Raw genomic sequence first — 16,154 nt, 5'->3', positions numbered from 1 at the left:
GGGGGCTTGTGGCAAAATTGGCGCCTAGCCCGCTTCGCCATCGCCCATGACCGTTCCCTTCCGGCCGTCGCCGTCGCGTCTTCGTTCCCCAGGCCGGGCCTGAGCCATGGCCGATCAATTCGGGCACCTGCCGCGCGGACCGCGCCGGATGCTGATGGCACTGCGCTGGTCGTACCAGGGCCTGCGCGCGGCCTGGCTGCACGAATCCTCGTTCCGGCTGGAAGTGTGCCTGTTCGTGCTGCTGGCGCCGCTGGCGCTGTGGCTGGGCGACGGAGCGGTGCAGCAGGCGCTGATGATCGGCTCGCTGCTGCTGGTGCTGGCGGTGGAACTGCTCAATTCCGCGATCGAGGCGGTGATCGAGCGCTATGGCCCGGAACACCACGAACTGGCCGGTCGCGCTAAGGACATGGGCTCGGCGGCGGTGCTGCTGATGCTGGCCAATGTCGTGCTGTGCTGGGGCCTGATCCTGCTGCCGCGCGTGCTGTGACGTCCGCCTGTCTTTTTTACCGTTAAAGGATTCGACCCCATGGCTTTCGAGTTTCTCGCCGATCCCAACACCTGGCTGACGCTGCTGACGCTGAGCGCGTTGGAAATCGTGCTGGGCATCGACAACCTGGTGTTCATCTCCATCGCGGTGGGCAAGCTGCCGGAGGCGCAACGCCCGGCCGCGCGCAAGTTCGGTATCGCGGTGGCGTGCCTGACCCGCATCGCGCTGCTGGTGTCGCTGGCGTTCCTGGCGCGGATGCAGGGCGAGCTGTTCAGCGTCGCCGGCATGGGCATCTCGGTGCGCGACCTGGTGCTGATCGTCGGCGGCGTGTTCCTGCTGGTGAAGGGCACGATGGAGATCCGCGAGATGATCACCGGCGGCGAAGACGCCGACCCGACCACCAGCAAGGCCTCGGGCGTGTTCTGGATGGTGATCGCGCAGATCGCGGTGATCGACATCGTGTTCTCGCTGGATTCGGTGATCACCGCGGTCGGCATGGCCCAGCACATCCCGGTGATGGTGGCGGCGGTGCTGCTGGCGGTGGCGGTGATGCTGCTGGCGGCCAACCCGCTGGGCCGCTTCATCGACGCCAACCCGACGGTGAAGATGCTGGCGCTGGCGTTCATCCTGATGATCGGCGTGGTGCTGATCCTGGACGGCCTGGACGTGCACGTGCCCAAGCCCTACATCTACGCGGCGATGGGCTTCTCGGTGCTGGTGGAATGGCTGAACCTGCTGATGCGCCGCCGCGCCGCCGCGCACAACGTGCCCGGCGCCGGCCAGTGGTGAACGGCTGACGCCGCCGCGGCTGCGTTTTCACGGGGGGCGTGGCAAGCTGCGCCCTGTCTTTACCCCGGAGAGCGCCATGCGCCTGTTGTCCCGCTCGTTGTTCCTCGCCGCCGTGGTGGCGCTGTTGTCCGGTTGCGGCTACAACGCGATCCAGCAGAAGGACGAGGCGGTCAAGGCCGGCTGGTCCGAGGTGCTGAACCAGTACAAGCGCCGTGCCGACCTGATCCCGAACCTGGTCAACACGGTCAGGGGCTATGCCGACCAGGAGCGCCAGGTGCTGACCGACGTGACCAATGCGCGCGCGCGGGTCGGCCAGGTCCAGGTCAACGCCGACGATGCGGCCTCGCTGCAGCAGTTCCAGCAGGCGCAGGGCCAGCTGTCCAGCGCCCTGTCGCGGCTGCTGGTGGTCACCGAGAACTACCCCAATCTCAAGTCCGACCAGTCGTTCCGCGATCTGCAGGCGCAGCTGGAAGGCACCGAGAACCGCATCACCGTGGCCCGCGGCCGCTACATCCAGGCGGTGCAGGACTACAACACCTACATCCGCTCGTTCCCGCAGGTGATCACCTCGAAGATCTTCGGCTACAAGGAAAAGCCGAACTTCAGCGTGGCCAACGAGGCGCAGATCTCCGAGGCGCCGGCGGTGAATTTCGGCGGCCAGCCGGCGCAGACTGCGCCGCAGCCGCAGCCGGCACCGGCGCAGTAAGCGCGCTGCAGCGCATCGCGGTGCCGACGCTGGCGCCGCGTCGCGCCGGCCCGCGCTGCGGCGTTCAGCCGGTGTGTGCAGCCGGGCCGGCGGCGTGAGCCCGCCGGTCGCTTCCCGGGCCACGCCACCGTTGTGGTGTCCACCCTTCGATGCCGCCGCGCGATTGCGTCGGCAGGAGTCCGCAATGCGCGATACCACCACCCGCCACCGCCCCGCGCGCCGCGGCCGGCATGCCTGGCTCGGGATGCTGCTGCTGGCGCTGTTGCCGCTGCTGGCCTGGGCGCAGGCGACCGGCGAGGCGCCGATCCCGCCGCTGGACACGCCGGTGGTCGATACCACCGGCACCCTGCAGCCGACCCAGCGCCTCGCGCTGGAGCAGCAGGCGGTGCAACTGCAGCAGCGCAAGGGCAGCCAGCTGCAGGTGCTGGTGGTCGCGACCACTGCGCCGGAGACCATCGAGCAGTACACCCAGCGCGTGTTCGACCAGTGGCAGATCGGCCGCAAGGGCGTGGACGACGGGGTGCTGCTGGTGGTGGCCAAGGACGACCGGCGCGTGCGCATCCAGCCCGGCTATGGCCTGGAAGGCGCGATTCCCGACGCCACCGCCAACCGCATCATCCAGGAGTACCTGGCGCCTCGCTTCCGCGCCGGCGACTACGCCGGCGGCATCGCCGAGGCCACCGCGATGCTGGTCAAGCTGATCGACGGCGAACAGTTGCCGCCGCCGGTGAGCACGCATGCGGCCGAAGGGCGCTCCGGCGGCAAGCTGCCGTTGGGCTTCTTCGCCGGGCTGTTCGCCGCCTTCGTCGCGCAACTGCTGTTCGCGCGCGCGCCGCGGCTGCTGCGCGGCGTGCTGGCGGCGCTCGCCGGCGGCGGGGTGGGCCTGTTGCTGAGCCTGTCGCTGTTCGTCGGCGCGCTGACCGGCGCCATCGGGCTGGTGCTGGGCCTGCTGTCGGGCATCTCGCCGGGCCGCTCGGTCGGCGGCGGTGGCGGCGGTGGTTGGGGTGGCGGCGGATTCGGAGGCGGCTTCGGCGGCTTCGGCGGCGGTGGTTTCGGAGGGGGTGGTGGTTTCGGCGGCGGCGGAGGCGGCTGGGGTGGTGGCGGCGGCAGTTCGGGAGGCGGTGGCGCCTCGGGGAGTTGGTGATGCGGCTGTTGCGCCATCTGTTCGCGCCGGCGGCGCGCACGTTGTTTCCCAACGCCAGCCTGGAGCGCATCGGCGCGGCGATCGCCGACGGCGAGCGCACGCACCGCGGCCAGGTGATGTTCGCGGTCGAATCGGCGCTGGCGCCGGCATCGCTGCTGCGCGGCATGGCGCCGCGCACGCGCGCCGAGCAGGCCTTCGCGCAGTTGCGTACCTGGGACACCGAGGCCAACAACGGCGTGCTGATCTACCTGCTGCTGGCCGACCACCGGATCGAGATCGTGGCCGACCGTGGCCTGCGCGGGCGCGTCGACGCCGCGCAATGGCGCGACGTCTGCGCGCTGATCGAGCGCGACATGCGCGCCGGCCAGCCCGAGCAGGCGGTGATCGCCGGGGTGGCGGCGGTGTCGGCCTTGCTGGCCACGCATTTCCCCGCGCAGCCGGGCCAGGCCGAGCCCGATGAATTGCCGAACATGCCGCACCTGCTCGATTGAGCGCTGCCGCGGCATGACCCCCGCTGTGGTGCGGGTCGCGTCTATCCGCGCATGAAGCGCGGCGCCGCCGAGTCGACCGCGCCGCGGCGGTGGCCGGCGCCGATGGCAGACGCTTGCGCCTGCCGGCAGACGAAGCCTGGCGCAGTCCAAGTCGACCAAGACCACGGCAGTGGCCGGCGCCGATGGCAGACGCTTGCGCCTGCCGGCAGATGAAGCCTGGCGCAGTCCAAGTCGACCAAGACCACGGCGGTGGCCGGCGCCATGGCAGACGCTTGCGCCTGCCGGCAGATGAAGCCTGGCGCAGTCCAAGTCGACCAAGACCACGGCGGTGGCCGGCGCCGATGGCAGACGCTTGCGCCTGCCGGCGGATGAAGCCTGGCGCAGTCCAGGTCGACCAAGACCACGGCAGTGGCCGGCGCCGATGGCAGACGCTTGCGCCTGCCGGCAGATGAAGCCTGGCGCAGTTCAAGTCGACCAAGACCACGGCGGTGGCCGGCGCCAGTGGCAGAATAGGCGACCCCCCGCACTCCGGCCGACGTTCCCGCATGACCTATCTCCACCAGATCGACCCCATCGCCTTCTCGCTCGGCCCGGTGAAGGTGCACTGGTATGGGCTGATGTACCTGGCCGCCTTCGCCTCGGCGTGGTGGCTGGGCCGGCGGCGCATCCGCGCCGGCCGCCTGCCGGGCGTGGACATGGAGGGATTCTCCGACCTGCTGTTCTACGCGATGCTCGGCGTGGTGCTCGGCGGGCGCATCGGCTACATGCTGTTCTACGCGCTGGGCGATTTCCTCGCCAACCCGCTGCTGATCTTCAAGGTCTGGGACGGCGGCATGAGCTTCCACGGCGGCCTGATCGGCGTGCTGGTGGCCGCGGCCTGGTGGTCGCGCAAGGCGCGCCTGCATTTCTTCGACACCATGGATTTCGTCGCGCCGCTGGTGCCGCTGGGGCTGGGCTTCGGCCGCGTCGGCAATTTCGTCGGCGGCGAGCTGTGGGGCAAGTTCACCGGCGCCGGCTGGGGCGTGATCTTCCCGCGCGCGCCGGAGCTGCAGGACTGGCCGCTGGCGCAGATCCAGGCGCAGTACGCCAGCGGTGCGCTGGACAAGTTCGCGCGGCATCCGTCGCAGCTGTACGAGGCAGTGCTGGAAGGCCTGGTGATGTTCGTGGTGCTGTGGTCGTTCTCGCTGCGGCCGCGCGCGCGCTACGCGGTGTCCGGCATGTTCGCGCTGCTGTACGGCGTGTTCCGCTTCGCGGTGGAGTTCGTGCGCGTGCCCGACGCGCCGATCGGCTATCTGGCGTTCCATTGGCTGACCATGGGCCAGATCCTGAGCACGCCGCTGATCCTGCTCGGCCTGTTCCTGCTGTGGCGCTCGCGCGGCGCGCCGGTGCTGCAACCGGTGCCGCTGGCGGCGGACGCCAAGCGATGAAGGCCTACCTGGACCTGTTGCGCCACGTGCTCGAGCACGGCGCTGAGAAATCCGACCGCACCGGCACCGGCACGCGCAGCGTGTTCGGCTGGCAGATGCGCTTCGACCTCAACGCCGGCTTCCCGCTGGTGACCACCAAGAAGCTGCACCTGCGCTCGATCGTGCACGAACTGCTGTGGTTCCTGAAGGGCGAGACCAACATCGCCTACCTCAAGGACAACAAGGTCAGCATCTGGGACGAGTGGGCCGACGCGCAGGGCGAACTCGGCCCGGTGTACGGCAAGCAGTGGCGGCGCTGGACCGGCGCCGACGGCCGCGAGATCGACCAGATGCAATGGCTGGTGGACGAGATCAGGCGCAATCCGGATTCAAGGCGCTTGGTGATCAGCGCCTGGAACGTGGCCGAGCTGCCGCAGATGGCGCTGATGCCGTGCCACAGCCTGTTCCAGTTCTACGTGGTCGACGGCAAGCTCAGCTGCCAGCTGTACCAGCGCAGCGGCGACATCTTCCTCGGCGTGCCGTTCAACATCGCCAGCTACGCGCTGCTGACCCACATGGTGGCGCAGGCCACCGGCCTGGGCGTCGGCGATTTCGTGCACACGCTGGGCGATGCGCATCTGTATTCGAACCACTACGAGCAGGCGCGCGAACAGCTGGCGCGCACCCCGCGGCCGCTGCCGACGCTGCGTCTGAATCCCGCGGTCAGCGACCTGTTCGCGTTCACCTACGACGACATCGCGATCGAGGGCTACGACCCGCATCCGGCGATCAAGGCGCCGGTGGCGGTGTGAGCGGCGGGGAATCGGGAATGGGGAATCGGGAATCGGCGAGCGCCACTGCGGCGCCACGACTGACGCTGATCGCCGCGCTCGATCGCGCCAATGCCATCGGCCGCGACAACGACCTGCCGTGGCGCCTGCCGGACGACCTGAAGCGCTTCAAGGCGCTCACCCTGGGCAAGCCGGTGCTGATGGGGCGCAAGACCGCGCAGTCGCTGGGCCGCGCGCTGCCGGGGCGCTTGAACCTGGTGATGACGCGCTCGGGGCAGGTGCCGTTCGAGGGCATGCAGGCGGTCGCCTCGCTGCAGGCGGCGATCGAGCTGGCGCAGGCGAGCGGGGCGGAAGAACTGTCGGTGATCGGTGGCGGCGACATCTTCGCGCTGGCCCTGCCGCAGGCCGACATGCTGTACCTGACCCATGTGGACACCGTGGTCGAGCGCGCCGATGCGCATTTCCCGGCGTTCGATCCGGCGCAGTGGGAGGTCGTGGCGCGGCAGCCGCATGCGGCCGATGCGAAGCATGCGCTGGCGTTCGAATTCGTCGATTACCGGCGCAGGCGTAGCGCGCCATAGCGTAGGCGCGGAGTGTTGGAGGAGCGGCTTCAGCCGCGACCGGACGTTACCGGGGAGATACTGTCGCGGCTGAAGCCGCTCCTACATGTGGCAGCCTGCGTGGCCGTCACCCGCTTGCCTGCCGCCAGCCATCGTCATTCCTGATCGGGCGGCGGCGGCGACGCAGCAGCACCCGCACCGCGGCCACCGCTGGACCTGCGCCGCGGCGGCCGTGCGCGCGGCACCGGCGGCGGCCCTTCGATCGGGCGCCCCGGTACCTGCACCACCTGCAGGTCTTCGCTGTCCAGGCGCAATGCGGTGAGCTTGCCGCCCCACACCGCGCCGGTGTCGATCGCGTGCACGCCCTGGGTGATGGTCAGGCCCAGCGTGGACCAGTGGCCGCAGACGATCTTCAGGTCGCGCTCGGCGCGGCCCGGCACCTCGAACCACGGATACAGGCCCTGCGCCTGGGTGCCCGGGGTGCCCTTCTCCTCGATCGCGATGCGCCCGCGCGGGGTGCAATAGCGGGCGCGGGTGAACAGGTTGATGATCGCGCGCGAGCGGTCGTAGCCGGTCAGCCCCGGCGACCAGGCCGGGCGGTCGCCGTACATGTTGCGGAACAGCTTGCGGTAGCCGCTGCCGTGCAACTGCTGCTCGACTTCGCGCGCATGCTTCTCGGCCAGGGTGGTGGTCCACTTCGGCGCCAGGCCGGCGTGGATCATCATCCAGCCCAGCTCGCGGTCGGCGTGCAGCAGCTTCTGCATGCGCAGCCAGGTCAGCAGTTCGTCGCGGTCCTCGGCCAGCACGATGCGCTGCAGGTCCGGGTTGACCTTGCGCTGCTCGTCCGGGCTGCGCTCGCCGATCGCCAGCAGCGACAGGTCGTGGTTGCCCAGCACCACCTCGCTGTGCGCGCGCAGCGAGTGCACCAGGCGCAGGGTTTCCAGCGACTGCCCGCCGCGGTTGACCAGGTCGCCGCAGAACCACAGCCGGTCCACCGCCGGATCGAAGCGGATCTTTTCCAGCAGCCGCTGGGTGATGTCGTAGCAACCCTGCAGGTCGCCGATGGCCCACACGCTCATGCGGGCGCCATCAGTGCAGGGTCCGCGGCACGGTCAGCACGAACGGCGCGACCGGCGCGACGAAATGGGTGCCGTCGTCGGCTTCCATGTCGTAGTGGCCGCGCATCGTGCCGTGCTCGGTTTCCAGCATCAGCCCGGAGGTGTAGCGGAAGTCCTCGCCGGGCCGCAGCCGCGGCTGTTCGCCGACCACGCCGTCGCCGTCCACGCGCTCCACGCGGCCGTTGCCGTCGGTGATTTCCCAGTGCCGGGCGATCAGCCGCGCGGCGACGCGGCCACGGTTGTGGATGCGGATCGTGTAGGCGAACGCGTAGCGTCCGTCCTCCGGCGCCGATTGGTCGTCGAGGAACCGGGGCGACACTTCGACCTCGATCCGATAGGGGGCGTCATCGTTCATGCCTCACAGTGTAAGCAAAGCCGGCGCAGGAATGGACTGCGAGCCGTCTACCGGCGCACTGCGGGCAGCGCGCGCTGCGGCCGCTGCGCGTGGCGAGGCATGGCGCCGGCTGGCCGCGCAGTGCGATCTGCGACCCGCGCCGTTGCGATGTCTGCGCTGTGGCGTGCGCGTGGAGCGGATACGCGGATCGCGCCGCGACGCGCGGACCCGGGGCTCAGGCCTGCGCCACGTTGGCCAGGCGCACGAAGTCGGCGACTTCCAGCTGCTCGGCGCGGGCATCCGGGCGTACCCCGGCGGCCTCGAACTGGGCCGCATCGCAGACCCCGCCCAGCGCATTGCGCAAGGTCTTGCGGCGCTGCCCGAACGCCGCGCGCACCACGTCGGCGAAACGCCGCCGGTCGGCGATGCCGATGTCCTGCGGCGCATGCGGCACCAGCCGCACCACCGCCGAATCCACCTTCGGCGGCGGCCGGAACGCGCCCGGCGGCACCACGAACAGCGAGGTCACCTCGCAGTACGCCTGCAGCATCACGCTGAGCCGGCCGTAGACCTTGCTGCCCGGCCCTGCGGCCATGCGGTCGACCACTTCCTTCTGCAGCATGAAGTGCATGTCGGCGATCGCCGCGGCATGGTCCAGCGCATGGAACAGGATCGGCGAAGAGATGTTGTAGGGCAGGTTGCCGACCAGGCGGATGCGGCCGTCGCCGGCCAGTTCGGCGAAATCCACCGACAGCACGTCGCGGTTGAGGATGGTCAGTGCGCCGACCCCTTCCGCCGCGGCGGTCAGCGGCGCGATCAGGTCGCGGTCGAATTCGATCACGGTCAGGCGGCCGTGGCGGCGCAGCAGCGGGAAGGTGATCGCGCCCTGGCCGGGGCCGATCTCGACCAGCAGGTCGTCGGGCTTGGGATTCACCGCGCGCACGATGCTGTCGATGTAGTGGCGATCGCTGAGGAAGTGCTGGCCAAGCGATTTCTTGGCGGGGGCGCTGAAGCCGGAATAGGAAGTCATGCGGGCATCTTATCGGGATGGGGCCGGGATGGCGTGCGCCTTCCTGTAGGAGCGGCTTCAGCCGCGACAGCGCGTTACCGGTAACGCCCTGTCGCGGCTGAAGCCGCTCCTACAGATGCGCGCTGCGCGCGACCAGCTGCGCGCATTGCGCGACCGCGGCGAACAGGCTGGACGGGTCGGCGATGCCGCGGCCGGCCAGCTCCAGCGCGGTGCCGTGATCGACCGCCACGCGCGGGTAGGGCAGGCCCAGGGTCAGGTTCACCGCCTGCTCGAACCCGCTGTACTTGAGCACCGGCAGGCCCTGGTCGTGGTACATCGCCAGCACCGTGTCGAAGCCGGCCAGTTTCTGCGGCAGGAATGCGGTGTCGGCCGGCAGCGGGCCGACCAGGCGCATGCCTTCGGCGCGCAAGACGTCCAGCACCGGTGCCATCACCTCGATTTCTTCGCGGCCCAGGTGGCCGTCTTCGCCGGCATGCGGGTTCAGCCCGAGCACCGCGATGACCGGCGCGGCGATGCCGAATTCGCTGCGCAGCGCGGCGTGGACGATGCGCAGGCAGCGTTCCAGCAGCGCGGGCGTCAGCGCGTCGGCGACCGCGCGCAACGGCAGGTGGGTGGTGGCCAGGGCCACGCGCACGATGTCGTTGGCCAGCATCATCACCACCTCGCGCCCGGCATGGCGGGCGAGCAGTTCGGTGGTGCCGGTGTAGGCGATGCCGCCGTCGTTGATCGCCGCCTTGTGCACCGGGCCGGTGACCAGGCCGGCCAGTTCGCCGCGCAGGCAGGCGTCGGCGGCCTGGGTCAGCGCGCCGATCACCGCGGCGGCATTGGCCGGTTCGGTGTGGCCGAAACGGCTGGCCACGGCATTGCCGACCGTGCGCAGGCGCAGGTCGCCAGGGGCCACGGCAGGCGCGGATTCGGGAAGCAGCTGCAGCGGCAGCGACAGCGCCGCAGCGGCGGCGCGCAAGGTGTCGGGATCGGCGAATGCCAGCAGTTGGCAGTCGCGTCGCGGCTGTTGCGCCAGCCGCACGCACAGTTCCGGGCCGATCCCGGCCGGCTCGCCCGGCACCAGCGCGAGCGAGGGCAGCACGGCTTACGGCTTGGTGGCGGCCGGTGCCGGGGTCGCCGCCGGCGCGGTGGCATCGGCAGCGGGCGCGGCGGAGCTCTCGGCACCGCCGACGCGCAGGTTCACATAGGCTTCGCCGCGCATTTCCTGCAGGAAGCGGTTGTACTCCTCCTCCAGCTTGCGGCGGCCGATGGTCTCGCGGACCTGGGCACGCTGGGTGTCGCTGGTCACGTCGGTCTGGCGCGTGGCGACGCGCTGCACGATGTGCCAGCCGGCCTCGGTGCGGAACGGCTGCGAGATCTGGTTGTCGCTCAGGCCTTCGATCTGGTGGCCGAAGTCCGGGCCGAACGCGTCGGCCGGGAACCAGCCCAGGTCGCCGCCCTGACCGCGGCTGTTGGCGTCGTCGGAGGATTCCTTGGCCACGGCCTGGAAGTCGGCGCCGCCGGCGATGCGCGCGCGCAGGGTCTCGATCTTGGCCTTGGCGGCGGCATCCGGCTGCGCCTCGTTGACGCGGATCAGGATGTGGCGGGCGTGGTACTCGGTGACCGTCTTCTTTTCCGGGTTGGCCGAGGCATCGCGGATCTCGACCAGCTTCAGCAGCTGGAAGCCGCTGGGTCCGCGCAGCGGGCCGGCGACCTGGCCCGGCTTCATGTCGCGGATCAGCTGCGCGAAGGCGTTCGGGATCTCGTCCAGGCTGCGCCAGCCAAGGTCGCCGCCTTCCAGCGCGTTGGGGCTGTCCGAATAGCGCACCGCAGCCGCGCTGAAATCGATCTCGCCCTTGTCGATCAGGGTCTTGACCCCGTCGATCTTGCTCTGCCCGGTCTTGATCTGGTCGGCGGTGGCGCCTTCCGGCAGGCCGACCAGGATGTGCGCCAGGTGGTACTGGGCACCGGTGGTGGCCTGCTGCGCCAGCGCCGCATCGACTTCGCTCTCGCTGACGTTGATACGGCTCTGCGCGAAGCTCTGGCGCAGGCGCTGCACGGTGATCTCGTCGCGCACCGAGTTGCGGAAGTCGTCGAACGCCATGCCGTCGGCGGCGAGCTTCTTGCGCAGGCCGTCGACGTCGGTGCCGTTCTGCTGGGCGATGCTGCCGATGGCGCGGTTCAGTTCGTCGTCGCCGACGCGGATCCCGGTGCTGTTGGCGCGCGCCACCTGCAGCTTGACCAGCACCAGTCGCTCGAGCACCTGGCGTTGCAGCACGTTGTCCGGCGGCAGCTGCGCTTCGCGGCCGGAATACTGCGCCTTCACGTTGCGAACGGCACGATCCAGTTCGCTCTGCAGTACGACATCCTCGTCGACGACCGCAGCGATGCGGTCCAGTGGTTGGGTTTGTTGCGCGGCCGCCGGAGCGGACACGCCGGCGATCGCCAGCAAGGTGACGAGGAAAGCAGAGAGGGTATTGGTCATGGAATCAGGTTCGGATCGTAAGCGTCCGGATCGGTCGTGGTGTTGCTGGGCGGGACCAAGTACAGGTCGTCGCGGTTGTAGCCGAGAATAGCACGGCGCAGAACGCGGTCCGTGTCCTGGCCAAGCGAGGAGAGTCCCTTCAGCACGAACTCGACCTGGAACGCGGTGTCCAGATCGCCTTCGCGGTTGCGCACGTAGCGCCGCGCCAATGCGCGCACGGCGAGGCAGCAGCTGTCCCACTGCACGCCGGCGATGATTTCCAGCGGCTTGCTGTCTTCCAGCGAATAGTAGTGGCGCCCGACCAGGCTCCAGGTCGGGTTGATCGGGTAAAGCACCGACACGTCGGTCTGCTCCAGCAGGTCGCGGCGGAAGCGGTAGCTGACGTTGATGATGCCGTCGCCCGGCAGCAGATAGCGGGTGCGGAAGCTGGCCAGGTCCTTGCGCCGGTACTTGGGGTCCCACTGGTAGGTGGCGCCCATCGTCCAGCGGTCGTTGATCATGTAGTTGGCGTCGGCGATCCACGCCGACTTGCCCTGCTCGATGGTGGTGTTGCTGCCGGGAAGGCTGACCCTGGAATCGTTGAAGTACAGGATCTGGCCGAGGCTGACCGACAGCTTTTCCTTGCCGTCGTCCTGGCGCAGCAGGCGCGAGCTCAGCGCCAACGTCATCTGGTTGGCGTCGTTCTGACGATCGGCGCCGGTGTAGCGCGAGTCGCGGAACAGCTGGCCCCAGCTGAAGGTGAATTCGCGCGTGTCGAAGATCGGCAGGTCGTCCTGGTTGCGGTACGGCGTGTACAGATAGAACAGCCGCGGCTCCAGGGTCTGCAGGTAGCTGGTGTCGCCGAACTTGGCGTCGCGGTCGAAATACAGGCCGGCATCGACGGTGGTGATCGGCAGGCTGCGCGAGGGCGAGGTGTCGCCGCCCAGCGTGGCAGCCAGATCCTTGTCCAACTGATAGGCGGTGTAGCGCCAGGCCACGGTCGGCTTCAGGAACCAGGCCGCGCCGGCCAGCGGCATCGAGATGTAGGGCTTGAGATCCAGGCGGCTGCCGCCGGGCATTTCCGTGGTCACCCCGGTCCGCTCGTACAGCGCGTCCTTGGCATGCACGTCGTCGTGCACGAAGCGCACCGCTTCGCTGTAGATGCCGGCTTCGAAGTAGTTGCCGAAGGCCTGGTCCCAGTTGAAGAAGGCGCGCGGCTGGCGGTTGTACGGCAGCGCGGACTCGGTCAGGGTGTAGTCGGTCAGCTGCCAGCGGTCGGCCATCAACCCGGCGGTCCAGGTCTCGCCGGTGCCGTAGATGCCGACCGTGCTCTGCAGATTGGAGACCGCGTTGCCGAGCAGGCGGTTGGAGAAGTCTTCCGTATAGCGCTCGTCGCTGACCCAGGCCACCGAGGCGCGGGCCTGCCAGTGCGAATCGATGTTGTGGTAACCCTGGTATTCGAACTTGCCGCGGTCCTTGTCGCGCAACTGGTCGTCGGGCATGTAGGTCGCCTCGATCTCGCCCTTGCCGCCGTCGTACAGGTAGCGGAACTCGCTGCCGAGCATGAAGCCGCGCGAACTCATGTAGCGCGGATACAGCGTGGCATCGTAGTTCGGCGCCAGATTGAGGTAATACGGCTGCATGTAATCGAAGCCGTTGCGGCTGGACATGCCGATCGCCGGGAACAGGAAGCCGCTGGTGCGACGGTCGTCGATCGGGAACTTGAACCACGGCGCGTACAGGATCGGCACGTTGTAGATCTTCAGGATCGCGTTGCGCGCGGTACCGAAACCCTCGTCGTTGTCGACGTCGATCTCCGGCGCATGCAGCTCCCACACCTGCTGCGAGGGATCGCAGGTGGTGTAGGTGGAGCGGTGCATCTGCCCCAGCGCGCCCTGCAGGTCGACCGAGTCGGCCTTGCCGTTGCCGCGGCGCTCGATCAGCTGGTAGCGGATGTTGGTGATCTTGTGGGTGTCGGTGTCCTGGTTGCCTTCGGCGCGGTCGGCGACCATGCGGATCGACGAATCCTGGTAGCGCACGTGGCCCTCGGCAATGTAGTTGCCGGTCTCGGTATCCACGCGCAGGCTGTCTGTGCCCATGAACTGGTCGCCGCGCTTGAGCGCGACGTTGCCGGTGTAGTTGGGAACCGTGGTGGTGCCGGACAGCTTGTCGCCGACGATATCGGTCGGCTGCTGATCGCGGATCGCGGCCAGTTTCGGGTCGACCTTGGGCGCGTCGTCGAACTTGGGCAGCACGTCCGGGGTCGGGCACAGGCCCCAATTGGGCGGCTTCTCGGCCGCCATCGCCGGCAGGCAGAGAGCGATACTGAACGGAAGGGGTAGCAGGCGGAGGGCTCGGCGCACGCGCGTCAGGTATCGGGCTAAAACGACCGCTAGCTTGCCCCATCCCATGCATGGGGGCAATGAAGACGTCCCCCGGCCGGGGGACGGGGTTCATCCGCCCGGGCCTGCCTCAGCGCAGCGCGTCGACGTGGGCGACGCTGCATTCGCGCAGCGCCTGCAGGTCGTAGCCGCCTTCCAGCAGCGACACCACGCGGCCGCGCGCATGCCGTTCGGCCAGCGCGCGCAGCTCCGCGGTAAGCCAGCCGAAGTCCTCGGTCTCCAGCATCAGGTCGGCCAGCGGGTCGCGCATATGCGCGTCGAAGCCGGCCGAGATCAGCAGCAGCTGCGGCTTGAACGCGTCCAGCAGCGGCAGCATCTGGTCGGCCCAGGTGTTGCGGAAACGGAAGCCGCCGCTGCCCGGCGGCAGCAGCGCGTTGTGCAGGTTGCCGACGCCGCGGTCGTGGACCCCGCCCGAGTTGGGGAACAGCCCGGACTGGTGGGTGCTGAAGTACTGCACGTGCGGATCGCGCTCGAAGATCGCCTGGGTGCCGTTGCCGTGATGCACATCGAAGTCGACGATGGCGATCCGTTCCAGGCCGTGCGTGTCGCGCGCGTGGGCGGCGGCCACGGCGATGTTGTTGAACAGGCAGAAGCCCATCGCGGTGGCGGCGGTGGCGTGATGGCCGGGCGGGCGCACCGCGCAAAAGGCGGTGTCGGTCTCGCCGCGCATCACCGCGTCCACCGCAGCCAGGCCGGCGCCGGCGGCGCGCAGCGCGGCGGCGCGCGAGCCGGGCGAGATCACCGTGTCCACGTCGAGCATGCGCTTGCCGTCGATGTCGGCCAGCACGCTGTCGATCAGCTCGCGCTCGTGGACCCGGGCCAGGTCGCCGAGCTTGGCCAGCGGCGCCTCGCGCCATTGCAGGTCGGGAAAGGCCTCGCGCAGCGCCGCGGTGACGGCCTGCAGGCGTTCCGGCCGCTCCGGATGCTCCGGGCCGGGGTCATGGCCCAGGCACGCGGGATGGGTATAGATCAGCATGCCTGCCGCCCGGTCCGCGCGCCGCCGCTGCCGCTCAGGCCTGGCGGCGGTCGTGGCGCCACAGCACTTCGCCCTGGCCATCGGCCCGGGCCAGCACCCGCGCCAGCACGAACAGCAGGTCGGACAGGCGATTGAGGTAGCGCACCGCCTCCGGCCGCACCGCGTCCTGGCGCGACAGCGCCACCGTCTCGCGCTCGGCGCGGCGCACGATGGTGCGCGCCAGGTGGCAGCGCGCCGCGGCCTCGCCGCCGGCCGGCAGGATGAAGTCCTTCAGCGCGGGCAGGGTGTCGTTGTAGCGGTCCAGGTGCTGCTCGAGGGCGTCGATGTCGGCGTCGTGGATCGCCGCATGGCCGGGAATGCACAGCTCGCCGCCCAGGTCGAACAGCTGGTGCTGGATCGCGGTCAGCAGGGTGCGGACGTCGTCGGCCAGCGCACAGGCCAGGACCACGCCGATCGCCGAATTGGCCTCGTCGACGGTGCCGTAGGCGGCCACCCGCGCCGAATCCTTGCCGACCCGGTTGCCGTCGCCCAGGCCGGTGCTGCCGTCGTCGCCGGTGCGGGTATAGATCTTGGAGAGACGATTGCCCATCGGCGGCGACCCGGCCCCGGCTCAGTGGCCGGCGGGCTGGCCGCGCTGGCCCAGCCGCGCCAGCTGCTCGACGCCGACCTGGACCGCCGCGGCCAGCGCGGTGTACAGCGCCGCACTGCCCAGGTACGGCAGCAGCCAGTCGCTGTAGTTCTGCCACCAGCCGGAAACGGTCGGGTTCGGCACGCTGCGGCTGACCCAGTAGAAACTGCCCTGCGCGATCAGGTGGCACACCGCCACCGCCACCACCAGGCTGGCGGCGGTCAGGCCCAGCGCGCGCCAGTCGGCGCCGCGGTAGCGCCGCGCCAGCCAGCTGCCGCCGGCCCACAGCGCAAAGTAGGCCGGGATCAGGCACCAGTATGCCGGCGACACGCAGTAGTGCTGCCAGAAGCTCAGGCCCTGGCCACGGATCACCAGGTAGTCGACCAGCACCGCCAGCGCCATCAGTCCCGGGAACGCCCAGCGGGTCCAGCCGCGCAGGTAGAAGCCGCCGACGAAGAACACCGCCCAGGAGGCGTCCGGAATCGCGCCGAAATGGTTGATGCGGGTCGCGGCCAGCAGCGCTGCCAGCAGGAGCAGGGCGGGAAGGCGGTGGCTGGAAGGGGTCATGGCGGATCACGGCGGGCGGCGGATGGGGCCGATTCTACTGGAAGCGCCGCGCGGCGGTGGCGCGCCATCGGGGCGCCGGGCCGGAGCGGCCGGTCTGCGGCGTGGCGGGCACCGCGGACAAGCGCGGCGGAGCGTGTGCCAGAGCGTTGCCGGCAAGCGCACATCCTGGCAATGGCCTGCCACGCCCGGGCACTAGATTCGCAAGGCGCGGTGTCGCCGCTGGGTGCGGCGGTACGCCGGCGCCGTGGGATTCATGTCGATTCGTATCCAAGACGA

At 69.7% G+C, this 16,154-nt stretch carries 17 protein-coding genes; 8 read left to right on the top strand and 9 right to left on the bottom strand.

Annotation, left to right across the window (positions count from 1 at the left end):
- Positions 1–106 precede the first annotated feature (106 nt).
- The 8 genes from HDC36_RS13490 to HDC36_RS13455 all read left to right on the top strand — a co-directional run bounded on the left by HDC36_RS13490 (position 107) and on the right by HDC36_RS13455 (position 6,395).
- On the top strand, positions 107–487 hold the full coding sequence (locus HDC36_RS13490; RefSeq protein ID WP_179568285.1) for a diacylglycerol kinase: 381 nt from the start codon (positions 107–109) through the stop codon (positions 485–487).
- 39 nt (positions 488–526) lie between these two features.
- The gene (locus tag HDC36_RS13485) at positions 527–1,276 is read left to right on the top strand and encodes a TerC family protein (RefSeq protein WP_179568283.1); all 750 of its coding nucleotides are present in this window, start codon (positions 527–529) and stop codon (positions 1,274–1,276) included.
- Positions 1,277–1,352: 76 nt separating this feature from the next.
- A complete protein-coding gene (locus tag HDC36_RS13480) occupies positions 1,353–1,982 on the top strand; it encodes a LemA family protein (RefSeq protein WP_179568281.1) in 630 nt (209 codons plus the stop codon).
- Positions 1,983–2,226: 244 nt separating this feature from the next.
- Positions 2,227–3,126 carry a TPM domain-containing protein gene (locus tag HDC36_RS13475; protein ID WP_255432770.1) on the top strand — a complete coding sequence of 300 codons (900 nt, stop codon included), beginning with the start codon at positions 2,227–2,229 and terminating at the stop codon, positions 3,124–3,126.
- Positions 3,126–3,617 carry a TPM domain-containing protein gene (locus tag HDC36_RS13470; protein ID WP_179568277.1) on the top strand — a complete coding sequence of 164 codons (492 nt, stop codon included), beginning with the start codon at positions 3,126–3,128 and terminating at the stop codon, positions 3,615–3,617. Before HDC36_RS13475 ends, HDC36_RS13470 begins: the two co-directional genes overlap by 1 nt.
- A gap of 545 nt (positions 3,618–4,162) precedes the next feature.
- Entirely contained in the window at positions 4,163–5,044 is an 882-nt protein-coding gene (gene lgt / locus HDC36_RS13465; RefSeq protein ID WP_179568274.1) for a prolipoprotein diacylglyceryl transferase, read from the top strand.
- Positions 5,041–5,835: a thymidylate synthase gene (locus HDC36_RS13460; RefSeq protein WP_179568272.1), complete on the top strand. Its 795-nt coding sequence runs from the start codon at positions 5,041–5,043 to the stop codon at positions 5,833–5,835. Before lgt ends, HDC36_RS13460 begins: the two co-directional genes overlap by 4 nt.
- 17 nt (positions 5,836–5,852) lie before the next feature.
- Positions 5,853–6,395: a dihydrofolate reductase gene (locus HDC36_RS13455; protein WP_179568270.1), complete on the top strand. Its 543-nt coding sequence runs from the start codon at positions 5,853–5,855 to the stop codon at positions 6,393–6,395.
- 134 nt (positions 6,396–6,529) lie between these two features.
- On the opposite strand, the gene HDC36_RS13450 is transcribed toward HDC36_RS13455, so the two are convergent.
- From HDC36_RS13450 to HDC36_RS13410, 9 genes are all read right to left on the bottom strand, one after another.
- A complete protein-coding gene (locus HDC36_RS13450) occupies positions 6,530–7,453 on the bottom strand; it encodes a symmetrical bis(5'-nucleosyl)-tetraphosphatase (RefSeq protein WP_179568268.1) in 924 nt (307 codons plus the stop codon).
- Positions 7,454–7,463: 10 nt separating this feature from the next.
- Positions 7,464–7,847, bottom strand: a complete 384-nt coding sequence (apaG, locus tag HDC36_RS13445) for a Co2+/Mg2+ efflux protein ApaG (protein WP_145705570.1) — start codon at positions 7,845–7,847, stop codon at positions 7,464–7,466.
- 214 nt (positions 7,848–8,061) lie between these two features.
- The gene (gene rsmA, locus HDC36_RS13440; RefSeq protein WP_179568266.1) at positions 8,062–8,856 is read right to left on the bottom strand and encodes a 16S rRNA (adenine(1518)-N(6)/adenine(1519)-N(6))-dimethyltransferase RsmA; all 795 of its coding nucleotides are present in this window, start codon (positions 8,854–8,856) and stop codon (positions 8,062–8,064) included.
- A 109-nt stretch (positions 8,857–8,965) separates the two neighbouring features.
- Positions 8,966–9,943: a 4-hydroxythreonine-4-phosphate dehydrogenase PdxA gene (gene pdxA, locus HDC36_RS13435; protein ID WP_179568264.1), complete on the bottom strand. Its 978-nt coding sequence runs from the start codon at positions 9,941–9,943 to the stop codon at positions 8,966–8,968.
- Between the two features lie 3 nt (positions 9,944–9,946).
- On the bottom strand, positions 9,947–11,326 hold the full coding sequence (locus HDC36_RS13430) for a peptidylprolyl isomerase (protein ID WP_179568262.1): 1,380 nt from the start codon (positions 11,324–11,326) through the stop codon (positions 9,947–9,949).
- Complete coding sequence (gene lptD / locus HDC36_RS13425) at positions 11,323–13,716, bottom strand: LPS-assembly protein LptD (RefSeq protein WP_179568261.1); 2,394 nt, start codon at positions 13,714–13,716, stop codon at positions 11,323–11,325. Before lptD ends, HDC36_RS13430 begins: the two co-directional genes overlap by 4 nt.
- Before the next feature lie 61 nt (positions 13,717–13,777).
- Positions 13,778–14,683, bottom strand: coding sequence for a histone deacetylase family protein (locus HDC36_RS13420; protein ID WP_179568259.1), 906 nt, complete (start codon positions 14,681–14,683; stop codon positions 13,778–13,780).
- Positions 14,684–14,717: 34 nt separating this feature from the next.
- The gene (locus HDC36_RS13415) at positions 14,718–15,272 is read right to left on the bottom strand and encodes a cob(I)yrinic acid a,c-diamide adenosyltransferase (protein WP_179568257.1); all 555 of its coding nucleotides are present in this window, start codon (positions 15,270–15,272) and stop codon (positions 14,718–14,720) included.
- 21 nt (positions 15,273–15,293) lie between these two features.
- Entirely contained in the window at positions 15,294–15,878 is a 585-nt protein-coding gene (locus HDC36_RS13410; RefSeq protein ID WP_179568255.1) for a hypothetical protein, read from the bottom strand.
- Between the last annotated feature and the right edge of the window lie 276 nt (positions 15,879–16,154).

Source organism: Xanthomonas sp. JAI131 (genome assembly GCF_013410075.1).
GTDB classification, from domain to species: domain Bacteria; phylum Pseudomonadota; class Gammaproteobacteria; order Xanthomonadales; family Xanthomonadaceae; genus Xanthomonas_A; species Xanthomonas_A bonasiae.
The sequence above is the reverse complement of the archived record's forward strand: the minus strand, read 5'-3'. Positions and strand labels throughout refer to the sequence as shown.

Bases quoted from the DNA above. Each gene is read 5' to 3' on its own strand.
- HDC36_RS13490 (WP_179568285.1), top strand. From the start codon at position 107: ATGGCCGATCAATTCGGGCACCTGCCGCGCGGACCGCGCCGGATGCTG.
- HDC36_RS13415 (WP_179568257.1), bottom strand. From the start codon at position 15,272: ATGGGCAATCGTCTCTCCAAGATCTATACCCGCACCGGCGACGACGGC.
- apaG (WP_145705570.1), bottom strand. From the start codon at position 7,847: ATGAACGATGACGCCCCCTATCGGATCGAGGTCGAAGTGTCGCCCCGG.
- HDC36_RS13450 (WP_179568268.1), bottom strand. From the start codon at position 7,453: ATGAGCGTGTGGGCCATCGGCGACCTGCAGGGTTGCTACGACATCACC.
- HDC36_RS13470 (WP_179568277.1), top strand. From the start codon at position 3,126: ATGCGGCTGTTGCGCCATCTGTTCGCGCCGGCGGCGCGCACGTTGTTT.
- lptD (WP_179568261.1), bottom strand. From the start codon at position 13,716: ATGGGATGGGGCAAGCTAGCGGTCGTTTTAGCCCGATACCTGACGCGC.
- HDC36_RS13430 (WP_179568262.1), bottom strand. From the start codon at position 11,326: ATGACCAATACCCTCTCTGCTTTCCTCGTCACCTTGCTGGCGATCGCC.
- HDC36_RS13485 (WP_179568283.1), top strand. From the start codon at position 527: ATGGCTTTCGAGTTTCTCGCCGATCCCAACACCTGGCTGACGCTGCTG.
- HDC36_RS13455 (WP_179568270.1), top strand. From the start codon at position 5,853: ATGGGGAATCGGGAATCGGCGAGCGCCACTGCGGCGCCACGACTGACG.
- HDC36_RS13480 (WP_179568281.1), top strand. From the start codon at position 1,353: ATGCGCCTGTTGTCCCGCTCGTTGTTCCTCGCCGCCGTGGTGGCGCTG.
- HDC36_RS13420 (WP_179568259.1), bottom strand. From the start codon at position 14,683: ATGCTGATCTATACCCATCCCGCGTGCCTGGGCCATGACCCCGGCCCG.
- rsmA (WP_179568266.1), bottom strand. From the start codon at position 8,856: ATGACTTCCTATTCCGGCTTCAGCGCCCCCGCCAAGAAATCGCTTGGC.
- lgt (WP_179568274.1), top strand. From the start codon at position 4,163: ATGACCTATCTCCACCAGATCGACCCCATCGCCTTCTCGCTCGGCCCG.
- HDC36_RS13460 (WP_179568272.1), top strand. From the start codon at position 5,041: ATGAAGGCCTACCTGGACCTGTTGCGCCACGTGCTCGAGCACGGCGCT.
- HDC36_RS13475 (WP_255432770.1), top strand. From the start codon at position 2,227: ATGCTGCTGCTGGCGCTGTTGCCGCTGCTGGCCTGGGCGCAGGCGACC.
- HDC36_RS13410 (WP_179568255.1), bottom strand. From the start codon at position 15,878: ATGACCCCTTCCAGCCACCGCCTTCCCGCCCTGCTCCTGCTGGCAGCG.